Annotated in this window: 24 protein-coding genes and 2 pseudogenes; 12 read left to right on the top strand and 14 right to left on the bottom strand. The window is 59.1% G+C overall.

Features of this window, described 5'->3' with window-relative positions; translation table 11 throughout:
• The first annotated feature begins 181 nt into the window (after positions 1–181).
• On the top strand, positions 182–421 hold the full coding sequence (locus tag MUN86_RS28220) for a hypothetical protein (RefSeq protein ID WP_245127335.1): 240 nt from the start codon (positions 182–184) through the stop codon (positions 419–421).
• A gap of 115 nt (positions 422–536) precedes the next feature.
• On the opposite strand, the gene MUN86_RS28225 is transcribed toward MUN86_RS28220, so the two are convergent.
• On the bottom strand, positions 537–956 hold the full coding sequence (locus tag MUN86_RS28225) for a BLUF domain-containing protein (RefSeq protein WP_245127338.1): 420 nt from the start codon (positions 954–956) through the stop codon (positions 537–539).
• A 368-nt stretch (positions 957–1,324) separates the two neighbouring features.
• Between MUN86_RS28225 and MUN86_RS28230 the strand changes: the two genes are divergently transcribed.
• Entirely contained in the window at positions 1,325–1,621 is a 297-nt protein-coding gene (locus tag MUN86_RS28230; RefSeq protein ID WP_245127339.1) for a response regulator, read from the top strand.
• A 306-nt stretch (positions 1,622–1,927) separates the two neighbouring features.
• On the opposite strand, the gene MUN86_RS28235 is transcribed toward MUN86_RS28230, so the two are convergent.
• The 3 genes from MUN86_RS28235 to MUN86_RS28245 are packed head-to-tail and all read right to left on the bottom strand — an operon-like array spanning position 1,928 to position 2,957.
• Positions 1,928–2,335: a hypothetical protein gene (locus MUN86_RS28235; protein ID WP_245127342.1), complete on the bottom strand. Its 408-nt coding sequence runs from the start codon at positions 2,333–2,335 to the stop codon at positions 1,928–1,930.
• Positions 2,320–2,739, bottom strand: coding sequence for an STAS/SEC14 domain-containing protein (locus tag MUN86_RS28240; protein ID WP_245127344.1), 420 nt, complete (start codon positions 2,737–2,739; stop codon positions 2,320–2,322). The genes MUN86_RS28235 and MUN86_RS28240 overlap by 16 nt, the downstream gene beginning before the upstream one ends.
• A gap of 20 nt (positions 2,740–2,759) precedes the next feature.
• Complete coding sequence (locus MUN86_RS28245; protein ID WP_245127345.1) at positions 2,760–2,957, bottom strand: hypothetical protein; 198 nt, start codon at positions 2,955–2,957, stop codon at positions 2,760–2,762.
• Between the two features lie 253 nt (positions 2,958–3,210).
• On the opposite strand from MUN86_RS28245, the pseudogene MUN86_RS32565 reads away from it, so the two are divergent.
• Both MUN86_RS32565 and MUN86_RS28255 read left to right on the top strand, forming a co-directional pair.
• Positions 3,211–3,588, top strand: a pseudogene (locus MUN86_RS32565) (BLUF domain-containing protein); the annotation flags it as partial.
• A gap of 68 nt (positions 3,589–3,656) precedes the next feature.
• Complete coding sequence (locus MUN86_RS28255) at positions 3,657–3,800, top strand: hypothetical protein (RefSeq protein ID WP_245127348.1); 144 nt, start codon at positions 3,657–3,659, stop codon at positions 3,798–3,800.
• Positions 3,801–4,118: 318 nt separating this feature from the next.
• Here MUN86_RS28255 and MUN86_RS28260 read toward each other — a convergent pair whose 3' ends face one another.
• Positions 4,119–5,264: an alpha/beta hydrolase gene (locus MUN86_RS28260; protein WP_245127349.1), complete on the bottom strand. Its 1,146-nt coding sequence runs from the start codon at positions 5,262–5,264 to the stop codon at positions 4,119–4,121.
• Positions 5,265–6,011: 747 nt separating this feature from the next.
• Here MUN86_RS28260 and MUN86_RS28265 point away from each other — a divergent pair.
• Entirely contained in the window at positions 6,012–6,929 is a 918-nt protein-coding gene (locus tag MUN86_RS28265; protein ID WP_245127350.1) for a glycosyltransferase family 4 protein, read from the top strand.
• Positions 6,899–7,045 carry a hypothetical protein gene (locus MUN86_RS28270; protein ID WP_245127352.1) on the top strand — a complete coding sequence of 49 codons (147 nt, stop codon included), beginning with the start codon at positions 6,899–6,901 and terminating at the stop codon, positions 7,043–7,045. The genes MUN86_RS28265 and MUN86_RS28270 overlap by 31 nt, the downstream gene beginning before the upstream one ends.
• A gap of 425 nt (positions 7,046–7,470) precedes the next feature.
• Here MUN86_RS28270 and MUN86_RS28275 read toward each other — a convergent pair whose 3' ends face one another.
• The 4 genes from MUN86_RS28275 to MUN86_RS28290 form a co-directional block, all read right to left on the bottom strand.
• Positions 7,471–7,731: a hypothetical protein gene (locus MUN86_RS28275; RefSeq protein ID WP_245127355.1), complete on the bottom strand. Its 261-nt coding sequence runs from the start codon at positions 7,729–7,731 to the stop codon at positions 7,471–7,473.
• Positions 7,719–8,747 (bottom strand): cation:proton antiporter domain-containing protein, encoded by a 1,029-nt coding sequence (locus tag MUN86_RS28280; protein ID WP_245127356.1) that lies wholly within the window; start codon positions 8,745–8,747, stop codon positions 7,719–7,721. The genes MUN86_RS28275 and MUN86_RS28280 overlap by 13 nt, the downstream gene beginning before the upstream one ends.
• A gap of 276 nt (positions 8,748–9,023) precedes the next feature.
• Positions 9,024–10,193, bottom strand: coding sequence for a low temperature requirement protein A (locus tag MUN86_RS28285; protein ID WP_245127358.1), 1,170 nt, complete (start codon positions 10,191–10,193; stop codon positions 9,024–9,026).
• Between the two features lie 580 nt (positions 10,194–10,773).
• Entirely contained in the window at positions 10,774–11,190 is a 417-nt protein-coding gene (locus tag MUN86_RS28290; RefSeq protein WP_245127359.1) for a hypothetical protein, read from the bottom strand.
• A 451-nt stretch (positions 11,191–11,641) separates the two neighbouring features.
• Here MUN86_RS28290 and MUN86_RS28295 point away from each other — a divergent pair, with 451 nt between their 5' ends.
• Positions 11,642–12,232: a BLUF domain-containing protein gene (locus MUN86_RS28295; RefSeq protein WP_245127361.1), complete on the top strand. Its 591-nt coding sequence runs from the start codon at positions 11,642–11,644 to the stop codon at positions 12,230–12,232.
• Here MUN86_RS28295 and MUN86_RS28300 read toward each other — a convergent pair.
• The 3 genes from MUN86_RS28300 to MUN86_RS28310 all read right to left on the bottom strand — a co-directional run bounded on the left by MUN86_RS28300 (position 12,229) and on the right by MUN86_RS28310 (position 14,046).
• A complete protein-coding gene (locus MUN86_RS28300) occupies positions 12,229–12,375 on the bottom strand; it encodes a hypothetical protein (RefSeq protein WP_245127364.1) in 147 nt (48 codons plus the stop codon). The genes MUN86_RS28295 and MUN86_RS28300 overlap by 4 nt on opposite strands.
• A 559-nt stretch (positions 12,376–12,934) precedes the next feature.
• The gene (locus MUN86_RS28305) at positions 12,935–13,192 is read right to left on the bottom strand and encodes a hypothetical protein (protein WP_245127365.1); all 258 of its coding nucleotides are present in this window, start codon (positions 13,190–13,192) and stop codon (positions 12,935–12,937) included.
• A 695-nt stretch (positions 13,193–13,887) separates the two neighbouring features.
• Positions 13,888–14,046, bottom strand: a complete 159-nt coding sequence (locus MUN86_RS28310; protein ID WP_245127368.1) for a hypothetical protein — start codon at positions 14,044–14,046, stop codon at positions 13,888–13,890.
• 520 nt (positions 14,047–14,566) lie between these two features.
• Here MUN86_RS28310 and MUN86_RS28315 point away from each other — a divergent pair.
• Positions 14,567–14,890, top strand: coding sequence for a hypothetical protein (locus tag MUN86_RS28315; RefSeq protein WP_245127370.1), 324 nt, complete (start codon positions 14,567–14,569; stop codon positions 14,888–14,890).
• 125 nt (positions 14,891–15,015) lie between these two features.
• Here MUN86_RS28315 and MUN86_RS28320 read toward each other — a convergent pair whose 3' ends face one another.
• On the bottom strand, positions 15,016–15,900 hold the full coding sequence (locus MUN86_RS28320) for a bestrophin-like domain (protein ID WP_245127372.1): 885 nt from the start codon (positions 15,898–15,900) through the stop codon (positions 15,016–15,018).
• A gap of 39 nt (positions 15,901–15,939) precedes the next feature.
• Positions 15,940–17,116: pseudogene (locus MUN86_RS28325) on the bottom strand (MFS transporter).
• A 741-nt stretch (positions 17,117–17,857) separates the two neighbouring features.
• Between MUN86_RS28325 and MUN86_RS32570 the strand changes: the two are divergent.
• From MUN86_RS32570 to MUN86_RS28340, 4 genes are all read left to right on the top strand, one after another.
• Positions 17,858–18,214 carry an alpha/beta fold hydrolase gene (locus tag MUN86_RS32570; protein WP_375379527.1) on the top strand — a complete coding sequence of 119 codons (357 nt, stop codon included), beginning with the start codon at positions 17,858–17,860 and terminating at the stop codon, positions 18,212–18,214.
• Positions 18,199–18,423 carry an alpha/beta fold hydrolase family protein gene (locus MUN86_RS32575; protein ID WP_375379528.1) on the top strand — a complete coding sequence of 75 codons (225 nt, stop codon included), beginning with the start codon at positions 18,199–18,201 and terminating at the stop codon, positions 18,421–18,423. The genes MUN86_RS32570 and MUN86_RS32575 overlap by 16 nt, the downstream gene beginning before the upstream one ends.
• A gap of 700 nt (positions 18,424–19,123) precedes the next feature.
• The gene (locus tag MUN86_RS28335; protein ID WP_245127375.1) at positions 19,124–19,522 is read left to right on the top strand and encodes a hypothetical protein; all 399 of its coding nucleotides are present in this window, start codon (positions 19,124–19,126) and stop codon (positions 19,520–19,522) included.
• Between the two features lie 30 nt (positions 19,523–19,552).
• Positions 19,553–19,918: a hypothetical protein gene (locus MUN86_RS28340; RefSeq protein ID WP_245127377.1), complete on the top strand. Its 366-nt coding sequence runs from the start codon at positions 19,553–19,555 to the stop codon at positions 19,916–19,918.
• The last annotated feature ends 15 nt before the right edge of the window (positions 19,919–19,933 follow it).

Here is a 19,933-nt window from a genome sequence, read left to right on the forward strand (position 1 = left end):
ACGGCTGGGTACGCTCAGATCAGACAACGAACCCGCTAAGGCGAGGTGGAGCGCAACTTCTTGGTTGTACCCGCTTGCTGCGTTTAAGGAAGATGTAAGGTAGGTGGTCGACTCCGGCCCCGAGTAGTTGAAATACGCTTTCTTTGCTCGCTGCTCCCTACTAGTGAATTCCGACCACCTGATGACGACTTCTCGTGCAGCTTTTTGCGCCTTGCCTCTCGCGCAGCAAGCCGGCGTCCTGTTCACGGAAGGCACCTTGCTGGCTAGCCGTTGGGAAGGAAGCCGCGCAGTAGGGCTCTACCAGGTAGGCGACTTCTACTGTGAGCTTTGCTACGACACCACAACCTATGCGCTGCTCTGGACGCGCCCCTTACAGCACTCCGAGGGGTTTGCTGAGGGAGACGGAGACGCGGCTGGTTAACCTGAGCAGTGGGTACAGAGCGCACAATCAAACATGGCCGGTACTTCACGCGCCAGCAGCACGTTGCTTGCGCCGCGGGGAAAGCCGCCCTTGGGTTAACAGAACCCGGTAAGAACTACAGGGGGGCGCAGACAAACGCTTTGGCCAGTTGCAACAGGGCGCTATCGCTCCCGCTGAAGGAGGCCGTCGTGAAGTCAACTTGGGTGACGGGCAGGTAGCCGCTTAAATACGTGAATTTCTCCTCAGAAACCGTGTCAAAGGCCATGCTCCACTCCGCAAAGCTGCGGTGCGTAACCGGCTTATCCGCCAGCTTAATCAGGCCGGTATGGCGCGGGTCTTGGGCTAGTTTCGCGTAGAGCAGCGTCACGTCGGCTTCTTCACCCTCTAGGAGTTGCATAAACTGCGGGGCACAATACAGCAGGATACCCGTGATGTTACGCCTCTCATTATTGGCCCGGGATTTCTCCAGTAGACTTCGGAGTTCGTCTTCGCTCAGGGAGGCGCTAACTTGGCTTAAGTAAAGAATATGGTGCATAGGCAAAGCAGGAAACAAAATGGGTTGGGTGTTAAATCCTCGACTAGCTAGAGCTCGCGCACGTAAAGAGCGCGAAGATAGTGCAGGAATTCACGTACAAGGATCAAGCCAACCACTATACGTTACCCAGTTAACTCTGCCGGAAACAAATAGGACAAAAGTCAGATAACCGACAGTCTACTCTACTAAGGGAACGCAATAGATAAGCCGCCGCACCCTGGTCTAACCACATCGGCTTTTTCTAGACTTCCCCTGTAAGATGTCCAAGGCACCCTATATAGTCGTGTTAAAAGCCCGATGACGATGCGACTACCAATTACCTGAACAAGCTGCTGCTCACCCGCCTAAGCGTGGCCGAGGAGCTGCTCGTGGCCGAGAGGCCGCGAAGCCCTGGCCCGGGTGTGCGAGGTGCCCACCCCAGCTGCCCGGCCCTAATTCTGCTCGACCTCAACATGCCGGTTATGAACGGCCTCGAGTTCCTCGAAGCCTACGAGCAACTCGATTGGTTACAGCGACAAGCCATTGTCGTGGTGGTGCTCACCACGTCGGGGAACCCCCAGGACCTGGCCCGGGTCCAGCTGCTGCCCATTGCCGGTACCCTGACCAAGCCCCTGACGGAAGCGAAAGTGCGGGACCTGCTGCAGACGCACTTTCCACCCTCTTAGCTGGCTGCGTAAGGCTTGCGCTAGACGAGCCAGACGTAGGAGGTACTGGCCGGGCTACCTAAACTAGGCGAGTGGCGTACACGCAGATGGTTCGTTCAACGCTGCATGCGACGTTAGCAATCCGGAAGGCCTAGCCGCTACTTGGAGCGCCTGTACTCCCGGATTGCGCGAGGCCGGCGCAGGCGAATTACCTAGTAACGCCGGTCCTCGAATCCCGTCTTTGTCTTATAAAAAATCCAGTGCGCTGGGAATCTCCACCTTAACTAAGTCTATCCAGACAACCTTTTCATCTTACTTAAGGTTGAGCTAGCCATGGAACCAGCGTACCCGTTCTATTCCCGTAACCGCGGCATCGGCGTCGTCGATGCCTATCACTCGCATCCCGCGTGTCAGATTGCCCGCAGTATCGCGCCCAGCTTCCGCCGCCCGGGCAACCCGCTGGGTTGGCCTGAGTGTGCCTGCTGCGTATTGCATTGGGTTGCCCGGGCGCGGCCCCAGGCGCCGCTCCTCGCCTTGGCGGAACCGGTGCCGCAGGTTTCCTCGTAAGCCACCCCTTCTCCTGATTGCTCTTACAGGCCCCGCGTCGGCGAGCCAAGCAACCGGGAGTTGTTGATTCCCCAGCGCGCGGTCAGTAGTAGGCTTGGTGCCTACCCACCGGCGGGTCGTGAAGCGAGCGGAAGGAACGAAACCGAACGCGTTTAGCGGGCTTGCCACTGCGCCGCGCGCAGCCAGGCTTGGGCCGGTTCTAGCTCGTCAAAGAGGCGCATGTGGAAGCGTTTGCCAATTTGCAGGTGCAGGGCCTGGGCCGAGTGAGCAGCTAGCGCGTCGGCACTCACTACGTGGGCAAAATGGGTCAGACCTTGAGCGATAGCGCGCGGCGCCCAGTCACGCACCAACCACTCGAGCACGTGGCTCCACTGCCCCACCACCAACCGGTTGTCGTTGAGCAGGTAGGGGCAGGCATTCTCCCAAAGCGGGTGTAAACACTCGTTAGCCCCGGCCAAGATGCCGACGTAGGTCTGCGGGCCGAGCCAGTTGTTGTACACCCACTGATTGTCGAGGTCGTATTTGATGGTCAGATACACCCGGCCAGAAGCGTTACGCAGTTCGGTGTGCATACCAAGAAAGGGGAAAGAGTTTACCAAGGGGCCCTCGTCGCCAGGTGATAGAGCAGATACATTAAACAGCCCAGGACGATGGCCTTAATAGGGGGCAGAATAGTCGTCGACTTCCACAGCCCATAGAGACCTACCGGCAACACGAGCACGCACAGCAGCAGCACGAGGGCCGGCTGGTTGTACCACTGAGCGGAGGGAGGGCGATAACCGGGACGCATAGCAAGCAAAGAAAGCGATTTGTAGGCGTTGCGTTTCCACGCATCAGTGGTAAACCAGTGTATTTATAGCGCCTCTATTCCCGTCTAAAAAAGGGGATAAAATCGACTCTACAAAACGCCAGTGGCAGGCCCCCAAGAGGGGTGCGTAGCGTCCAACAACGAACGAGGCTGTTATCGTGACTAGTACGCCTCCCCTAGTTACATGGGGCTACGCCGCGTATAGCACCGGTAGCGTTATTCTATCCCGGTGCCGATGCCAGCCTTACCACCAGACCACCAACGCCGACGGCGCGCCATTGCGTGGGCGCTGACCTTAGCGGAAAACACGCCCTTGACCCCGTCGCCACAAGAGCAAGCGCTCCTAGAACAGTATACGCAGGGAGAACTGGCACTCCCCCAACTCCTCAAGCAACTCGAAGCGGCAAGCCCGCCGCACTGTATCCTGTACCGCAGCCAGGCGACAAAGGCCCGGTCCTCCTCCCAATTGACCGATCTGTTAGAAGAATCTCGGCCCTATAACGAGCAACACCAGATCACGGGCCTGCTCTGCTACGGCAACAACTTCTTCGTGCAGGTGCTCGAAGGCCCCACGGCGGCCGTGCAGGAACTCTACGCCAAGATCCGCCGGGATCCGCGCCATCACCACGTGGTCACCCTGCACGATGCCGCGCTCCCGCAACGCTTTTTCCGGACTGGCAGATGGCCTTCGTGCGCTCCGAGCCCCTGGAAATGTACTGGCTTATCACGCATCTCGACGCTAGAAAGCAGCGCTACCTGCTGCCCCAAGTGCCCATTACCGACCCGCATCTGCTCACCTTGCTGGACGCTTTCCGGCGCGTATAACGCTGTCGAGCTCGGCCCCATCGGGGCAGCCCGAACCCTGCCGTGCCGCCCGAATGCGTGTTCGAGGCTTTTAAAGGGAAAAGATCGTACTTTCACCCCAACCAAGCTGTCTGTCGTGTCTGACCTATCCGCTTTCTTCATGGACCAGGCGGAAGCCAGTGCGTAGTAGCCTAGGCCACCAATTCCCACCTAGCTGCCTAGGCGCCAACCCGGCCCTTGCCCTCTTACTGACATCGAATCCTGCCTGAAAGGGGCAAACGCCAACGACCCGGCCAGGGTGGTCGGGTCGTGGTAGGAGCGGCTAGAAAAGAACCTCTGTTAACGGAAGGCCTCTTTGAGACGGTTGGCGGCTAATTGCTGCGCTTGCTGGGCCGGCGGCACGACGGCGAAGGTGCCGAAAAACTCGTGGGTGGTGCCGGGATAGAGCATGTACTGGTTGGCCACGCCAACCTGGGTGAGTTTGTCGGCGAGTTGCCGGCCTTCGGTCTGCAGGGGGTCAATCTCGGCCGCAATAATGGTGGTGGCTGGCAGGCTGCGCAGATCGGCTACGTCGACCAGCGAAATCAGCCGGTCGTTGCCATCGGCCGGGGTACGTAGGTAGTTGCTGAAGAAGTACTCCATGCCGGGCTTGTTAAGCGGCATGGCCATGGCGTACTGCTGGTAAGAAGGCGTGTTGGTGTCGTTGTTGGCAATGGGGTAGACCGAGAGGATGTGGGCCGGCAAGGTGAAGCTGCGTTCCTTCGCCAGCAGGGCTACGGCCACGGCTAAGTTGCCGCCGGCACTCTCGCCGGCCACGGCCACTTTCGCTGGATTGCCGCCGAAAGAGGCCGCGTTGTCGCGAACCCACTTGTAGGCGGCATACGAATCTTCGTGGGCAGCCGGGAATTTCGCTTCGGGCGAGAGACGGTAGTCCACGTTCACCACGATGGCGCCAGTGTTTTCGGCCAGGGCTTTAGCCGAGGGCTCGTACACATCCAGCGAGCCAATGACCCAGCCTCCGCCGTGGTAGTAGACTACTACGGGTAGCGGGCCCGTTACGCCGGTGGGCGTATAGATGCGCACTAGAATACCGTCGGGCGCGGCGCCGGGCGTGTAGGAGCCGGGAATCAGCTTCTGGCTAACCGTCACGTTGGCGATCGGCGCGGGGCGGTTGTTTTTCTTGAGCAAGTCCTGCACGGCGTCGGTTACAGAAGGCGCCATGCGGGCCTGCCGGGGCGAGAGGGTGGGCAGCGGCGGCGTGCCGTAGCTCGTGTACTGCTCGAGCACGGCCAGCATCTGCGGATTGATGGAGGGCGCGTAGGCCGGGGGCGGGCCGGTGGGTTGAATCAGGCCCGTGTTGGGGTTAGCGTCGCCATCGTCTTCGCAGGAAGTAAGCGGCAACAGCAGCAAGGAAAAAGCGAAAGCCAAAGAGCCACCCGAACGGAGCCAGCGCGGAAGAAGAGTTATTTTGTTTAAGTTTTTCATGGAATAGTTTAAGACGTGAGCAGGCATAAACGGCCCTTTGCCGCCGCGGGTTGTTCGGTCTCGAGTAGGGAGGAGCTTGTCAGTCAGCTTGTAAGCGGTAGATCTTTTTTATGGCTGCCCTTGACCTCGCCCGCTACCCCCTCCGTTTTAAAATTCTAATGTTTTCTAACGTGCTTCTTATGCCGTTTTAATGTAGCAGCCAGTCCTTCAACGCCTCACTAGGGGCGAGGCATACCAAAGCTAGCGGCATGGCCCTGTCCGGGTGTTAGGTGGCTTTAACCGATAAATAACTCTGATTATGGCCCTGCCCCGGGCAGCACGGACAGTCGTTTTATCTCAAAGGTTTGCCGTGGGCTTCTCTCCTTGCTTTCGGTTTATGGTTTCTCTTCTGCAGGCGAATAGTTGCCCTCTCCTTCTTGCTGCTATTCCCTAACTACGTCATTTCGCTGCGCTTACCCCTTTACGAGGGTGGCATTAGGAGGGCGTAGCCGCCGAACTCCCGTGCCTGTTGGCATGGTGGAGTCCCGGCTCTTACAAGCTCAGTAGAGCCGGGATTGACTCTTACCCAACCGTTGCGAAGGCGCGGACTATTGAGTAGGGGTAAAAACGCTCGTAACGTACCCCGGTCAGGTTTGCACCTTGAAAAAAGCAAGGTATTACAGCACATAAATGAGGCAATGACGACTCTGGCCCGAGTCGGCAGCCACTAAGAAAAGCTTTTTGTTTCCCCATTTCTAATCCAACGCGTTGAAAATCCTACTCTTATCCCACTGCTTTTTTCCGGACATTGGGGGCATCGAGGTGAACTCGGAGATTTACGCGCGCGCTTTCACGCAGGCCGGGCACCAGGTGCGGGTCTTGACGTGGTCCACGCTGACGACGGAGGCATATTTTCCGTTCGAGGTTGTTCGCAATCCGAGCAAGAAAGAACTGTTTCGGCAGCATGCGTGGGCGGACGTGGTTTTCGAGAACAATCCCTGCCTGCGCCTAGCGTGGCCGGCGCTGTTTTTTAACCGGCCGTCCGTTGTTTCCCTTAATACCGAATTGGACCCCGCCGACGGGGCCACGTGGGTGAAGCAGGCATGGCTGAAAAGGGCCACCTCGGTGATTTCCGTGAGCGAGGCCGTCCGCCGCAAGTGCTGGCCCGCGGCCGCAGTGATCGGCAACCCTTACCGGGCCCGGGAGTTCCGGCTGATACCCTCGGTGGTACGCACCAACAATTTCGTATTTCTGGGCCGGCTGGTTTCGCAGAAAGGTACCGCGGTGGCCGTGCAAGCGTTCGGGCAGGTGCTGACTCGCCTGCGCGCGCACGGAGGCCAGCACCTGCCCACGCTAACCATTATCGGGGACGGGCCCGAAAGATTGAGCCTAGAAGGCTTGGTGGCTTCGCTGAACTTAAGCGCGCACGTGCAGTTCACCGGTTTTTTGGAAGGCAGCGCCCTGGCCCGGGAATTGAATCGCTACCGCTATCTGCTGGTTCCGTCCCTGTTCGGGGAAGCATTCGGCAACGTGGTGCTCGAAGGCATGGCCTGCGGCTGCCTGCCCCTGGTTTCCGACAGCGATGGCTTACCGGACGCCGTGGGCAAGGCGGGGCTGATTTTCCCGCGGGGAATGCCGAGGCCCTGGCCGATACCATGTGGCAGATTTTGCATGACCCAATTTTAGAGCAGGAGCTGCGGCAGGTGGCCCCCGCCCATCTGGCCGCCCACCAGCCCACCATCGTGTCGGAACGCTATTTACAGGCCCTCCAAGCCGCGGCTGCTGTCAGCCGGGACCTTTAAAAAGAACGGACCGCGGCCGACCCTCTGCCTCCTGCGCGACAACGTAACCAACCAACTGCTGACATCTACCTTCCGCGATGCCATGAGTTTGTCGTCGACCTACTATCTGCAGACTGCGCTGCGCTACGCTTTCAACTAACCGCGTCTAACCCCGCTAAAGCCTGCTGGCTTTAGCGGGGTTACTTGGCTTCCTTAATAGCTTAACAACTAATGGGTGGTAGGGAAGAAGAATTATAGCTAGGCTGGTACTTCTGTCTTAAAGCTAAAGCCGCACTTGTGCCACGCGAACGGCGGTAGCCTTACTGGCTGGCTGCATCTCCTACGGCCCTATCCAAGATCTTGGTCCCAGCAGGAACACGGCTTTTGGCAGTTCGTACGCAACGTAGCTGCGCCTGGCAAGGCGGCACGGACTATCGTAGTAACAGTCAATTTTCCGGCAATGCTTGGCCAGCCAGTGGCGGAGCCACCAGAGGGCGATTACGGCCAAAAAAGAGCGCGTAAAAGCCGAGAATTCGGCGTTTCTCGACCAGAAAGAAGAGCCCCGTGCTGAGCAAGGTAGTCGCCATGATGACGGCGAAGGTGATCGTTTGGATGGCTTCCCCGCCCGGCACACCCCGTTGAGCGGGCAGCGTGGCCAATACGGCGGCCCCCAGCCCCTTAGGGATCATCACGCTCATGAAAGCCATGTCAAAGAGGGGGCTTGCCGGTCGGCGGTCGCCAGTACCACGGGAATGCGCGCCAAAAACAGCACCACCGTTAGGCCCGCGCCCAAAGCAATCAGGTACCAGTTGTCGAGCACGATGGAGATGCCCACGTAAACAAAGAAAAAGATGCGCAGCAGAAACACGATTTCCGAAAAGAAGTCTTTTTCGGTGGCCGTTAGCTCGACGGGCCGCTGGGTGGGCAGCAGCCGAGCCAGGCGAGGGGGGCGCAGCAACGCCACGTTGCCCAGCGTGATACTGAAGAAGAGCACAGCAATCGGCCCGCTGAATTGCAACAGCTCCACCAGACCGTAGAGGATAAAGACGAAGGCCGGGGTGGAGAAGCGCGTTTTGAGCAGCGTGGGCACCCGATTCAGCAGCACGGACCACAGGTAGCCGCCCCCGGTCCCAACCAGCACGGCCACTAGCAACGAGGAAATTATCTGACTGAACAGGGTAGCGACGTTGAACGAGGCCCCCGTGTGGAAGCTGATCAAAGCAATCGGAATGGCCAGCGTGAAGACGTCACTCAGAGCCGATTCCATGACGAGCGTGGTGGAGGTTTGCGGCAGGATGTGCACTTTGCGGGCTAAGGTGGTCACGATAGCCGAGGACGTGCCGCCCAGGATGGAGCCTAGGATCAAGGAGCTAAGTAAGTCGAGGCCGGCCAGCAGCTGCCCTACTACGGCCACCACGAGAACCGTAATCAGGAAGTTAAGCGTCGTCAGACCCAGGGTGCCGCGCAGGGCGGAACGCAACTGCTCGAAGCGCACCTCCAGGCCGCTTTCAAAGAGGATAAACACCAGCACCAGGTTGGAAAACACGCGCCCGCCCTGCCCGAAGGCCGTCGCGTCGATCAGGTGAGACACCGGTCCCAGGAGCAGACCCACCAGCAAGAGCCCCACTACGTCCGGAATTTTGGTGCGCTCGAAGAGCTGGGCAAGGTAATGCCCAAAGAAAATCAGAAAGCCAATTAAAACAATCAGTACGGGGGTCGTCATGCGAAGCCTACGCCGTTGGACAAGAAAAAGTCGGGCGCACTAGGCAGCAACATACAGTAGCGTTGCTTATGGCAATCATTTCTCGGCTATTTTCCGGACTATGCCATTTCCGCTTGCTCCATTCTACTCAGGCCTATACGCGACCGCCGACCGCCGAAACGCACCTACCTGGCTTTGGAAATGACATAAGATGTCACTGCCGGGTCTACGTTTATTAAATGGCTTTTATAAAGTTTGATAAGGGCCCCTTATCGAGGGTAAACTCGGCGAGGCCTCTTATGAGCTTTGCGGCGGCTCTGCTGCGGGCGGTCCAGGCTGTTCAGCCGCCCGCATCAGCGGATATGTAAAGTAGCCGTAGGCCAAGGCAACGGTATTCGTCAGCAACAGTGTGATCCAACTTTCCATCGGCACTAGCACCAGCCCCCAACTTGCCGCGACCAGCGCGGCCGTGTGCCAGCTATATCGCTGCCGGCCGTCCGGGGGGAGCTGCGGGTAGCTCAGCCAGAGCAGCGAGACCGTGTACAGGGTCAAACCCAGGGGCAGAAGCCAGACGGTGGGGTTGCTGTGCAATACATCGAAGACGCCCAGCGCCACGGTGCCGCTACCCAGGTAGAGCGGCAAGTGCCCCAAGGCGTAGCGTAGCCCGCTCTCATGTTCTTTCTGGTCGAGCAGCTGGGTATAGTGCTGGTAGTACCACCACCACAAGCCCACCCCCAGCACAAAGCCATTGGCCGACGTGAGCAAAGCCGGGGCCTGCCACAACAAGTCGCCTAAGTCGCGGGGCAGCACTTCCACATTCTGGCTCACCACAATCATGGTGAACTCCCGGAGCCGATTGGTGAAGTGGTCCTGCGTGACGGGCAACGCCTTGAGTTGGCGCTGAAGCAAGCGCGGCGTGATAAAATCAACGAGTAGCCGACCTAGCTTCCACCACAGCCCATAGGCAGGCCACAGCCCGCCGATCACCCAGCCCAGCCAGCCCAGCGAGTAGCCCGTCAGCAAGCCGCGGGCCAAGGGCCGGGCCTGCTCGTCGGTCCAGCACGTATAGGCATAGAGCCCGAGCAGCAGCCCCCGGGCCGCCACGTAGGACCAGGTGAAGCCGGCGACTTGGCCCTCCAGCGTCTGGGGTGCCGTCACCGCCAGCAGCACCAGCGCCACCATGCTCAGCAGCAAGCCGCCCTGCTGCCAGCGCGAGTTGCGGTCGAAGCGGTCGAAGTACAGCGAGAAGCCGTTCCACAGCCACCAGGAGGGCACAAAGACGGCGCAATACTGCCCGTAGTGGGTTAGCGTGACGGTCTTGGTGAACATGGTCGTGAGCTGGCCGATGAGCACGCCGGCCACTAAATCGTAGAAGGGCTCGAGCCAGCGGTCGACCGACGTCTGTCCCCGCTCATCGTCGGGGGCGTCCGCCGTAGGCTTCAGGTCGTGGGCACGCGGATCAGCCATGGGCAGTTAGTTTAGTGGTGAAGCGCTTGCCCGGGAGGCGGGTCTAGCCCCTAGTTGCTGCCACGTAAGCCGGAAAACGGCGAAGGAGGCGATTCGGTTAGCCCATAACAACGGGAAACCGGAGGTGACCTGCAATTTTTCTTATGCTTCTGCCTACCACCGTATGGCCTTTGAGACGGAATCTCCGGAGAAATTCATGTATTTAAACGGCTACTTGCCCGTCGCTCAAGTTGACTTCACGACGGCCTCCTTCAGCGGGAGCGATAGCGCCCTGTTGCAACTGGCCAAAGCGTTTGTCTGCGCCCCCGCCAGGTAGCCCAACCCGGGCTATGTCGATTGGATACGGTTGCCGGAGTTGCGCAACTTGCTGCCGTAGCGCGGTCCGGTACGCCGAGAGTTAAGCAGGGGCGCCCCGGGGTGGCGAGTCAACCGGGGCTGGGCGCCACCGTCCGAGTTTACCGGCCGCCTTAACGAAAACGACCTGGTGACGCGGCCCGTTTCCGAGTGGCTTATTGACGGCTAGCCCATGGTTAGGCCAGTCCATCGGTTGTTAGTACCCACCTGACGGGGATGAGCCCGGCTACAGCATTTGCCGGAGCCAAGTGCCGGCGGCTAGCTCGTCTTCGAAAATATGATAGGTGACGTCGCCTTCGTGAGCGTCATTCAGCACCAGATGCGCGGAGAGCCGCGCGTAGACGTCGTGGGGCAGCAGCACGGCGACCAGTTTCTCGTAGTGCCCGCCGGGGCCCCCTTGGCGCCACCGCTCCCGGATAAAGGTCTGCTCTTGCTCGGTGAAGGGCGCGAGCGCCCGCTGATCAGAGAGCACCTTGTGCCAGCCCCGGCGACGTAGCAGGTGGCTTAAGTGGGTGAGCAAGGCTTGAAAATCAAGCAGCTCGCGCTTGCCGGGCTTGTAGCGCACGACGGCGTAGCCCAGCGCGTGCTCGCCTAACTGACCCGCGGCATTTTCAAAATAAACGCTATGCGTAACAAGAGGCATCGTAAGTAGATAAAGAGATAGAAATGGTGCTGCCCAAGGGGTAAGCAAAGCCCCGACAGCAGGCAACGAAGTGCCCATCACGGAACGATAAAGGTAAAAAACATCCCGTGAACGCGATAAGGCCTCAACCAGAGAGCAAATTAGTAGCATTCAGACCGTCGTGGCCCTGCACGATAGCACGAGTGGTTACGTTAGTGAAGAAGGTCTAGAGCTAGATAGGGCGGAGCTTCCCAGTACACGGAAATTGATGATAAGTTAAGTCAAAAAAGGTGTTCGAGGACCGGCGTTGCTAGCTGAACCACCTGATCCGGTTTCAAGCAATCCGGAAGTAGAGGCGCCTCAGGTAGCGACTAGGCACGGGTAGTAAATTCTGCTCCTTGCTCGGAATACTTCTTTAGTTATGAGAGGGAGTGGAGACCTGTTTAAGTAATGTCACCGTATAGGAAGGGATATGGAGGACCTACCCGAGGAAAAACGCCGCCGACAGGCGCTCACCTGGGCCCTGGCATTAACCGAGAATACACCCATGGCGCTCGCCGAGCAAGCCCTACTCGAGCGCTATGGGTGTGGCGAACTGTCCCTGGACCAATTGCTTGGGCTGCTGGAAAGACCGGTGCACCAAGTGCTCTATCGCAGCCAGGCTACTACCCCGCTACGCGACGACCAACTTACCGACTTGCTGGAGCAGGCAGCTGCGTTTAACAAAAAGCACGATTTGACCGGCCTGCTCTGCTACGGCGATGGACGCTTCATCCAATTACTGGAAGGCTCCCAGCAGGCCGTGCACACGCTCTACGCCAAGATCCGCCGCGATGCGCGCCATCAGCACGTGGTTACGCTACAGGATGCGTCGGCGCCGTTACGCTTCTTTTCGGACTGGCGCCTGGCCTTCGTGCGGTCAGACCCGTTGGAGATGTATTGGCTTATCACCCACTTGGAGGCCCGGCACCAGCACTTGGTACTGCCGCAGATACCCATCACCCATCCGCACCTGCTCACGCTGCTGGCCGCCTTCCAGGCCCGGGCCCAGCCCAGCCGCTAGACCCGCCGCTGACAGCTGCGCAGCCATTCCTCGGCTTCGCTCACCTGCTCGAACAGCTGGAGCTCGAGCTGCCCGACCACACCCTGAGGAAATGTGAGCGTGAGAATATCGGCGCGGGTATCGGCCTGGACCACGTGGGCCACGTAGCGCAGCCCCAGGGCAGGGCGAGGGGCAGCCAGGCCTGCTGCAGCCACGCCACCGAGTCAAACCAGGGCCCGCGCAAGGCCACGTTGTCGTTAAGCAAGTAGCGACAGGGCAGCGGATCAACGGCGGCCAAGAAGCTCTCGGCCCGCGCATGGCTTCCAGCGGGTCCACGTAGCCGCCCCAGCTGGCCCGCAGCCAGCCTTCGGCTTCGTCATAGGTAAGGGTGCACCAACTGCCATCGTGGGCATCGGGTAAGGAAAACAGAAGCATGCAAGCAGCAGGAACTAGCGGTTAGGGGTGGGCCGCGACAAGATATTGAAAAGAGGGTGAAGGGGACGAGGGAGCGAGAGCACGTGTTACCCAGAGGGGTATTGCCGTGGCTCGGCAGGAGCACGCGGAAAAGTAGTCTTGGCAGGACTAGTAAGCCCGCTTCCGGAGCTAGGTAGGAAGTAAATGCTCGTAGAGTAGGGCAGCGGCCGACTCAAGCAAGGGCAGATTCATGGCCAGCGCCTGGCACAAGTCTAGGTCGTAGTGACAGAGCGTGCCGTAGAGGCCGCCCTACCGGTCGCGCACCAAGACCCCGCAGTACGAGACCACCAGCGTATCGACCTGCTGCGCTCGCGGATCCAAGGCGGCATCGAGAATTTGCAGCAGTTGCTCATGGCGCCCCACTAGCGAGCAGAAGGCCTCGGCCAGGGGCACGTCCTGGCCTTGGCGCACCCGCGGGTCGTACCGGTCAAAGAGCAGCACGTTGCGCGAATGCTGCCCATCGAAGCGATAGAGACCCGTATAGCGGTGGGGGGTGCGGCTATTCAAATAGCCTAACGCCGCATGCGCGCCCTGTTCATGCAGCACCTGCGTGAAGGCCTCTATTTCTGGTATGGCGTGCTCTTCTCGGATAAGATAGGGGGCTCCACGGTAAGATTGAAAAGGGGAAGAGGGGCTGTTGGTTCGCGGCCAACACCGATCAAGGCTCTCCTGTTCCTCAAGGGCTTACTTGCCTGTTCCCCGGTGAACCGAGCGCTCGGTAAGCCTTCTGTGAGGGTAAGCGTTTACTAGTAGGGAGCAACTGCTGGAAAGCTTCGCGACTATCCTTGAAGACTGAATCCCCGTTTACCTGTTCTTTCTAGGCAAGGTCGTCGGCACGTTCCGCTTCCCGACAGAAGAGGGGCAACTGGTTTTCTGGCTACTTACTGCTTGTTGTTCGTAGAGAAGTCGGCTGTTGACTTCCAATACCCTATTCAAGTGCGAAAACAATTGATCTAACGCCATCGTTAAGCTTGAAAAACAGCTGAACAGTAATGTATAAAAGTTATCCCTTTCATTCTTTCTATCGGGGCATTGGGGTACACGACGTCTATCACTCGCACCCCACGTGTCAGATTGCGCACAGCATCCCGTGGGAGTTGCGCTTGGCAGGCAATCCCCGCGGGTGGCCGGAGTGTTCCTGTTGCACAGTGCATCATGCGCACCAGCCTACGCCTCGCCCCGCGCACTCGCTTCGAGTTGATTCACCACTTGATCCAGCGTGAGTTCCCCACGATGCATTGATCAAGTAACTGCCATTCTGCTAGACTCGACGCAATGGCCGTGTCGCGCGTAAAGGCGAGAAACGCCTCCACCGTGCGGCGACGGTCCTTTTCAGTGGCTAGCGGAGAAAAGTGAGTCATTAGGTCGAGTGACAAATAGGAGAAGAAGAATTTAACAAACAGCAATACACTATATTAGATAAACCAAATCCGGTTAAGAATAATACAAGATACGTATCAACGGCGAGAAGCAGATTGAGGGTAGCGGCGAAACTTCTCTCCTGCGCTGAAAGCCTGCTATTCATTAACCCACTCGTACTTACTCACTCTAGATAGCAACAGCTATGCTAACAAGGCCGCTGCTCGAAGTTTAAACGCTATGGGTACCTCCACCCATACCATCAGCACGCGGTGTTTCAGCGCTATCTGGCAAAGGAGTAATTCCAGCCCCTATTGGTATACCGGACGAGTTGGCAGCCACCACCTAAGCGCCTACCTTTAGGAGTATGAGTGATCGACCCGGAGAAGAAAGCCCTATGGCGGCCGAAATTGCGGCCTTTACGTCTTTGTTGCAGCAGCACGGCGTCCATGCGGCGTTGGAATATCTGAATAGTCGCACCCCCACCGCTACACCGGAGTCTTTCGCTTCGACGAGCAAACGTTGCGCAACGAAGTGCTCTTCGACCGCTACCAGCCTACCGTGCGCCAGGGAGCCGACGCCCCGCTGGCCGTTACGTACTGCGCCTTGGTGGGGCGCCAGCAAGCGCCGCTGCAGATTTTGGATGCCGCCTTGGACCCCCTGGCCCAAGGGATTGCCACGCCGGTCGTCTCGTACTGCGGGGTGCTGATCCGCGACGCGCAAGGCCACGCTTTCGGCACCCTGTGCCACTACGACCTGCAACGCTGCCAGGAGCGGATCACCGACTTGCCGCTGCTCGAAGCGGCTGCCCAGCTGCTTTACCGGCACTTGCACCCCGCCCCCTGAACCGCGGATCTTCGGTTAGCCGCGGAACGGAATCGTCGGTCCACTCGAGGGCATTCCACCACTCACCGGGTTTATACACGATCTTAACAGTGGGTGGTTTGCTTTCAAAGCGGCCCCGAGTCGGCTCATTGAACGGAACCTGACTTTCCGGGGGAAGGGGTACTGGTCGGGACCATTACTTTGTCGAGCACGAGTTGGTAGGCTTCGGGCGTCACGCTGACCTCGCCCAGGTAGGGATGGTCCAGGGCCGCAATCAGAAAAATCATCACCCCCACCATCAGCGCCAGCAGCCCCGTCAGCAGCGCGTGCAAACGCAGACTTACCACCACAAAGCAATAGGAAAAGCCAATGGTGACCAGCGCGCCGATCAGCACGGCGGCCCAGAGCACGCCTGGCACACCGGTGCCCACGCTTTCGATGCGCTGGCGCCGCAGTTCAACGAGCTTGTTGAAGGTTTCGATAGCTTCCCCGTGCAACACTTGCAGCGCCCGGGTCGGTACGTCGGTGTGCAGCAATTCGAGCTGAAACGCGGTAAGCACTAGCCGCTCGGTGTCGTTGGCCAGGCCCCGCTGCTGGGCCGGCCACGACTCGTGCACGATGAAGCGGGTGTAGTCGTGCAGTTGCCGTTGCAGCGGCAAGCGCGTGCTGTCGGGGTAGCCACTCAGGTCGCGGTAGAGCACGGCCAGCGTGGCCGCTTCCTGCGAGGCAATGCCCGAGGCCGTTGAATAGTTTTGCCAGCTGGCGACCGTCAGCAGGCCCAGCGTCAGGCCGTAGAGCACCGTTACGCCCGAGAAAAACCAGCCCACCGTGCCGTTGTCGATTTGGTCGGGCGCCGCGCTCTGGTGCAGGCGCCGGTGGGTGAAATACAGGCCGGCCAGCGCCAGCAGCAGGGTCAGGCCCACGATCAGCACCGCCAGCAGCCAGGTGGGCATTTCGTAGAGCCAGAGAAAGTAGCGTAGAGAAGAATTCACGGGATACAAGGCCGCTTGCCATGGAAAAGAGGGTTCCATAAAGGGAAAGGCTACGAAAAGGCAGATCAGCGGGGCCTTCTAGCTGGCCGGGACGGGCACTGCCGCGGGTTCGATTTGGCGCGTCCGGCTCAACAGCACGTAGGCGAAGCCGGCCCCAACTAGTGCCATACCTACGCCGACTAATTCAGGGGAGGTATAGCCGTAGCCGGCTACAATGGGCAAGCCCCCAAAAACGCGCCCAGGGCGTTGCCCATATTGAAGGCGGCCTGCGTGACGGAGGCCCCCAGCATCTCGGCGCCCTTCGAGGTTTGGATCATCAGGATCTGGATGGGCGCAGCCAACGCCAAGGAGCAGCAGCCGGCCACAAACGTCAGCAGCAGCGACAACCCCTGATTTTCGGACACGAAGAAAATAAGCACCAAGGCCCCGGCCATGGCCAGCAGCAGCACCAAACACGCCTGCACCGGTGGAAACCGGTCGGCTAGCTTGCCCCCCACTATATTACCCACGAACATGCCCAGCCCGACCAGCATCATAATGTAGGGCACGTAAGAGGCAGGAAAGCGCGAGACCTCGGTCATGAGCGGGGCGATGTAGCTCACCCAGCAAAACAAGCCCCCCGTCCCGATGGCGGTGATAAGGATAATCAGCCACGTTTCTACGCGCTTAAACAAGGCCAGTTCGGCGCGGTGGCTGCTAGCTTTCTGCACCGGCAGGGCGGGCAGCAAGAAATAAAGGGCCAGCACCGTGAGCAGGCCCGTCCCCCCGACCCCCGCCAGCGCATAGCGCCAGGAATACCCCTGGCCAATAAAGGTGCCCAGGGGAACGGTGAGTAAGTTGGCAATGGTGAGGCCGGCAAACATGACGGAAATCGCTTGGGCCTGCTTGCCTTCGGCGGCCAGCCGGCTCGCCACCACGGACCCAACCCCGAAGAAGGCGCCGTGCGGCAAGCCTGACAGCAGCCGGGTCAAACACAGCACGGTATTGTTGGGGGCAAAGGCTGAGAGCGTGTTGCAGACGGTGAACAGTAGCATTAAGAGCAGCAGTAGCTTTTTCGGGGCCAGGTTGCGCCCCAGCTCCGTCAGCAGCGGGGCCCGATGACGACCCCCAGCGCGTAGGCGGAAATGGCGTAGCCCGCTTGCGGAATGGTGATATTGTAGTCGCGGGCAATGTAGGGCAACAAGCCCATCATGACGAATTCGGTGGTGCCGATGGCCAGCCCTCCCAAGGAGAGCGGCAATAAGTTTTTGTTCACAAGACCAGCAGGTAGAGAGGATAGATAGGAGTACTTGGTCCCAGCGGGAGCATGGCTAGTCGGGGTAGTACTTTCCAAAGCGAGCAGCAGTTGATCAAGTGAGAGCTTACCGTGCACAAACTGCTCGAGCAGGTGCTGCTCAGCGGGGGTAGGCATCAGCCGGGCACCATGCGTCAGCGTCTGGGCGAAAGCGAGCACGCGGCGACGATCCTGGGTCCTGGTCAGCAACGGCCGTTGCTGGCGAAGCCAGTAGGCGAGCGAGTTGGTCATCGTAGCGAGGTGAAGACTTTTCCTTGAGCGGAGCGGCCGCCAAAAAGGGGGTAGGCAGCGTCGGCCTGGGAGAAGTGTACTGAATAAACGAGCAAGCAAGACCGCACGTGGACGCCAATGAGCAGATGAATTGGAAAACCTTTCGTTTAACGCGACGGCTGGCCGCTTGGCTTGGGGGTTACTACGGGTTTGTCGAGCGATAAACCCGTAATTTTGGGCTCCGTAGTCGGCCGCTAGAAATACCTGACAGCTTTAACTTGGCTCTTGAATAATTAATTTTTAGGTACTTACTAGCAGTCTCTTTGATTGTAGCCTCTGGCGAGCATACTTAATAGGCTACCCGGCATGTATTTAACGGGGCGGCTATTCTGCGTACTGCGGGGACTATGCCTTCATCGCCTCTGCCTACTATCGTTTTCCTGCACGGCTACCTGGAAAGCATTCCTCGGTGACCATGTTGTCGAGTGCTAAGTGCTGACCCCAGCCCTGCCTGGCTACGGTACCACTACTCCTGCCTCGGACTACAGCCTAGAAGCCGCGGCCGAGGCGTTGCGAGCAGAGCTGGCCGCGGCTGGCGTGAGCCAGGCGGTCCTGGTGGGGCACAGTATGGGGGCTACGTGGCTCTGGCCTTTGCCGAGCGCTACCCGGGCCTCGTGGCGGGCCTCGGGCTGTTTCACTCCTCGGCCCTGTCCGACAATGAAGAAGATACGCAGCGCCGGGCGCGCAATCGCACCTTTCTGGAGGAACACGGCGTGGCCGCGTATGCCGAGGAGTTTCTACAACCCCAGCTTTCGCCCCAGCACCAGGAATCGTTGGCCAATGAAGTAGCGCAGTTGCAAGCCTTGGCCACAGCCGTACCCCTGGCTGTCGCTCTAGGAAACCTAGAGGCTATTGGGCAGCGCCCAGACCGCCGCGCCGTGCTGGAAAAGGCTACCTACCCCGTCTTATTTATTGCGGGCAAAGACGACCGGGCCGGGCCGCCCGAGAAACCCACGAGGAAAGCCTGCGGCCGGATTACTGCACCGTGGAGTGGCTAGCGGGCGTAGGCCACTTAGGGTTTGTGGAGCGGCCCACCGACACCCGCCGGGCCGTGCGCCAACTGGTGGAGGCAGCCTTCCGCCACTAGACTGCTAACGCAAGCCGAGCGGGCTAGCCGGATTCTCCCTGTTGTGCGCGGTTATAAGATTGTTCAGTTAGGCATCAATTTCGCTCCATCTGCTGACGCTCGCCGCAGTGCTGACATGGCACAGATCCTCACATGGCGTAATGGTCTTGTCCGCCCCACTATATGAGCATTTTCATAGACGAATGAGTGCCTACCAAGCCACCCGCCAAACGACGCAAGAAAGGGAAGAAAATTCTTTTCGTGGCGTCTCACAAAACAAAGCCCCACAACCTATTAAACGGCTGACTTATTGATACTCTTATCGGTAGAAATCCGTCCCTAGGGAAGCTGTCATTCAGGTCTAATAGATTCCTTCTAGCAACTCATAAATACTACATCTTACGAATCGTGGGCATAAGTCTAGTTCTAACTAATCTATGAGTTCCCACTAACTGGTTTGCTTCTGTAATAAATCGAAAATGCTTCCTAAACCTTCCGTAGGTTGTCGTAGGAGAAGACGCATTCTACTTCAAGTTCCCTCTTGCCAAATCGAAAGAGTACATATCAGCTCACAATTTACTCACGTGCCTTAAAATCATATATCTTACTGACCATCAGCAACTGCTATCGCTATGACTTCCGTGTCCGCTCCCTCGGCGCTCGGGGAATTAGACATTCCCTCCGCCTGCGACTTGATGTATCAATTAGGTGAGGAGTTAGCCTGTCTTAACGCCAAGGGCCGTCTCTTGCCGCCGGACTTTCTCCCGGACGTAAGCTTAGCCATGCCCTTGGGTAAATGGGGCCTCCGCAAGTCAGCGCGGGTGCAGCCCATTGCCCAGGCAGATTTAACCCCTGAAAAAGCGGCCCAGCAGTTTTCCGAGTTTGAGGGAGTACTGCTGCAGGCCTTGCTCGCTGGCTACGGCCGGAAGGCGTACCACGTGCTGGAGCCGCAGCACCCCGGTTTCACGGAGCAGTTGCTGGCCTTGCTGCTCCCCGCCCCGTGCCACCGGTTACCCAGCCCCGCCCGGTAGGATACGACTTGAGCCGCGTGCTGCACGCGTATGGGGCCCGCCTACAATTCGACGACGCTACGCCGCAGCTCGTGTTTGCCGCCCCACTGCTCTCGCCCCGCCCCTACCGACGAGGAGTTGGTGCTGGCCTGCGTCATCCTTTTTGTGGGGCAGCTGGACCTAACCGCCTGGCTGACGCAGGTGGCCGCTTGCGAGCCCGAGCGCGAGTTGACCTTGCTACTCGGGGCGCTTGCGCGGGGCGAGCTGCACGAATCTTCCTGGAGCGGCCTCATTCCCCGACTGCTTGGCAGTGATCGGGCACAACGGAAACTGCGCACCCGCCTAGCCAGCCAACCCTGGCCCCTGAACCTGCTGCTGAGTTTGCTGGGGAAGTATATGGCGCGCCCGACCGCTTAGCAGCCATTACCAAGC

This window comes from Hymenobacter volaticus, assembly GCF_022921055.1.
Lineage (GTDB): Bacteria > Bacteroidota > Bacteroidia > Cytophagales > Hymenobacteraceae > Hymenobacter > Hymenobacter volaticus.

Excerpts from the sequence above, each read along its gene's own strand:
- MUN86_RS28220 (WP_245127335.1), top strand. The coding sequence starts at position 182 with ATGACGACTTCTCGTGCAGCTTTTTGCGCCTTGCCTCTCGCGCAGCAA.
- MUN86_RS28225 (WP_245127338.1), bottom strand. The coding sequence starts at position 956 with ATGCACCATATTCTTTACTTAAGCCAAGTTAGCGCCTCCCTGAGCGAA.
- MUN86_RS28240 (WP_245127344.1), bottom strand. The coding sequence starts at position 2,739 with ATGCACACCGAACTGCGTAACGCTTCTGGCCGGGTGTATCTGACCATC.
- MUN86_RS28245 (WP_245127345.1), bottom strand. The coding sequence starts at position 2,957 with ATGCGTCCCGGTTATCGCCCTCCCTCCGCTCAGTGGTACAACCAGCCG.
- MUN86_RS28255 (WP_245127348.1), top strand. The coding sequence starts at position 3,657 with ATGGCCTTCGTGCGCTCCGAGCCCCTGGAAATGTACTGGCTTATCACG.
- MUN86_RS28260 (WP_245127349.1), bottom strand. The coding sequence starts at position 5,264 with ATGAAAAACTTAAACAAAATAACTCTTCTTCCGCGCTGGCTCCGTTCG.
- MUN86_RS28270 (WP_245127352.1), top strand. The coding sequence starts at position 6,899 with ATGTGGCAGATTTTGCATGACCCAATTTTAGAGCAGGAGCTGCGGCAG.
- MUN86_RS28275 (WP_245127355.1), bottom strand. The coding sequence starts at position 7,731 with ATGGCTTTCATGAGCGTGATGATCCCTAAGGGGCTGGGGGCCGCCGTA.
- MUN86_RS28280 (WP_245127356.1), bottom strand. The coding sequence starts at position 8,747 with ATGACGACCCCCGTACTGATTGTTTTAATTGGCTTTCTGATTTTCTTT.
- MUN86_RS28285 (WP_245127358.1), bottom strand. The coding sequence starts at position 10,193 with ATGGCTGATCCGCGTGCCCACGACCTGAAGCCTACGGCGGACGCCCCC.
- MUN86_RS28290 (WP_245127359.1), bottom strand. The coding sequence starts at position 11,190 with ATGCCTCTTGTTACGCATAGCGTTTATTTTGAAAATGCCGCGGGTCAG.
- MUN86_RS28295 (WP_245127361.1), top strand. The coding sequence starts at position 11,642 with ATGGAGGACCTACCCGAGGAAAAACGCCGCCGACAGGCGCTCACCTGG.
- MUN86_RS28310 (WP_245127368.1), bottom strand. The coding sequence starts at position 14,046 with ATGACTCACTTTTCTCCGCTAGCCACTGAAAAGGACCGTCGCCGCACG.
- MUN86_RS28320 (WP_245127372.1), bottom strand. The coding sequence starts at position 15,900 with ATGGAACCCTCTTTTCCATGGCAAGCGGCCTTGTATCCCGTGAATTCT.
- MUN86_RS28335 (WP_245127375.1), top strand. The coding sequence starts at position 19,124 with ATGACTTCCGTGTCCGCTCCCTCGGCGCTCGGGGAATTAGACATTCCC.
- MUN86_RS28340 (WP_245127377.1), top strand. The coding sequence starts at position 19,553 with ATGGGGCCCGCCTACAATTCGACGACGCTACGCCGCAGCTCGTGTTTG.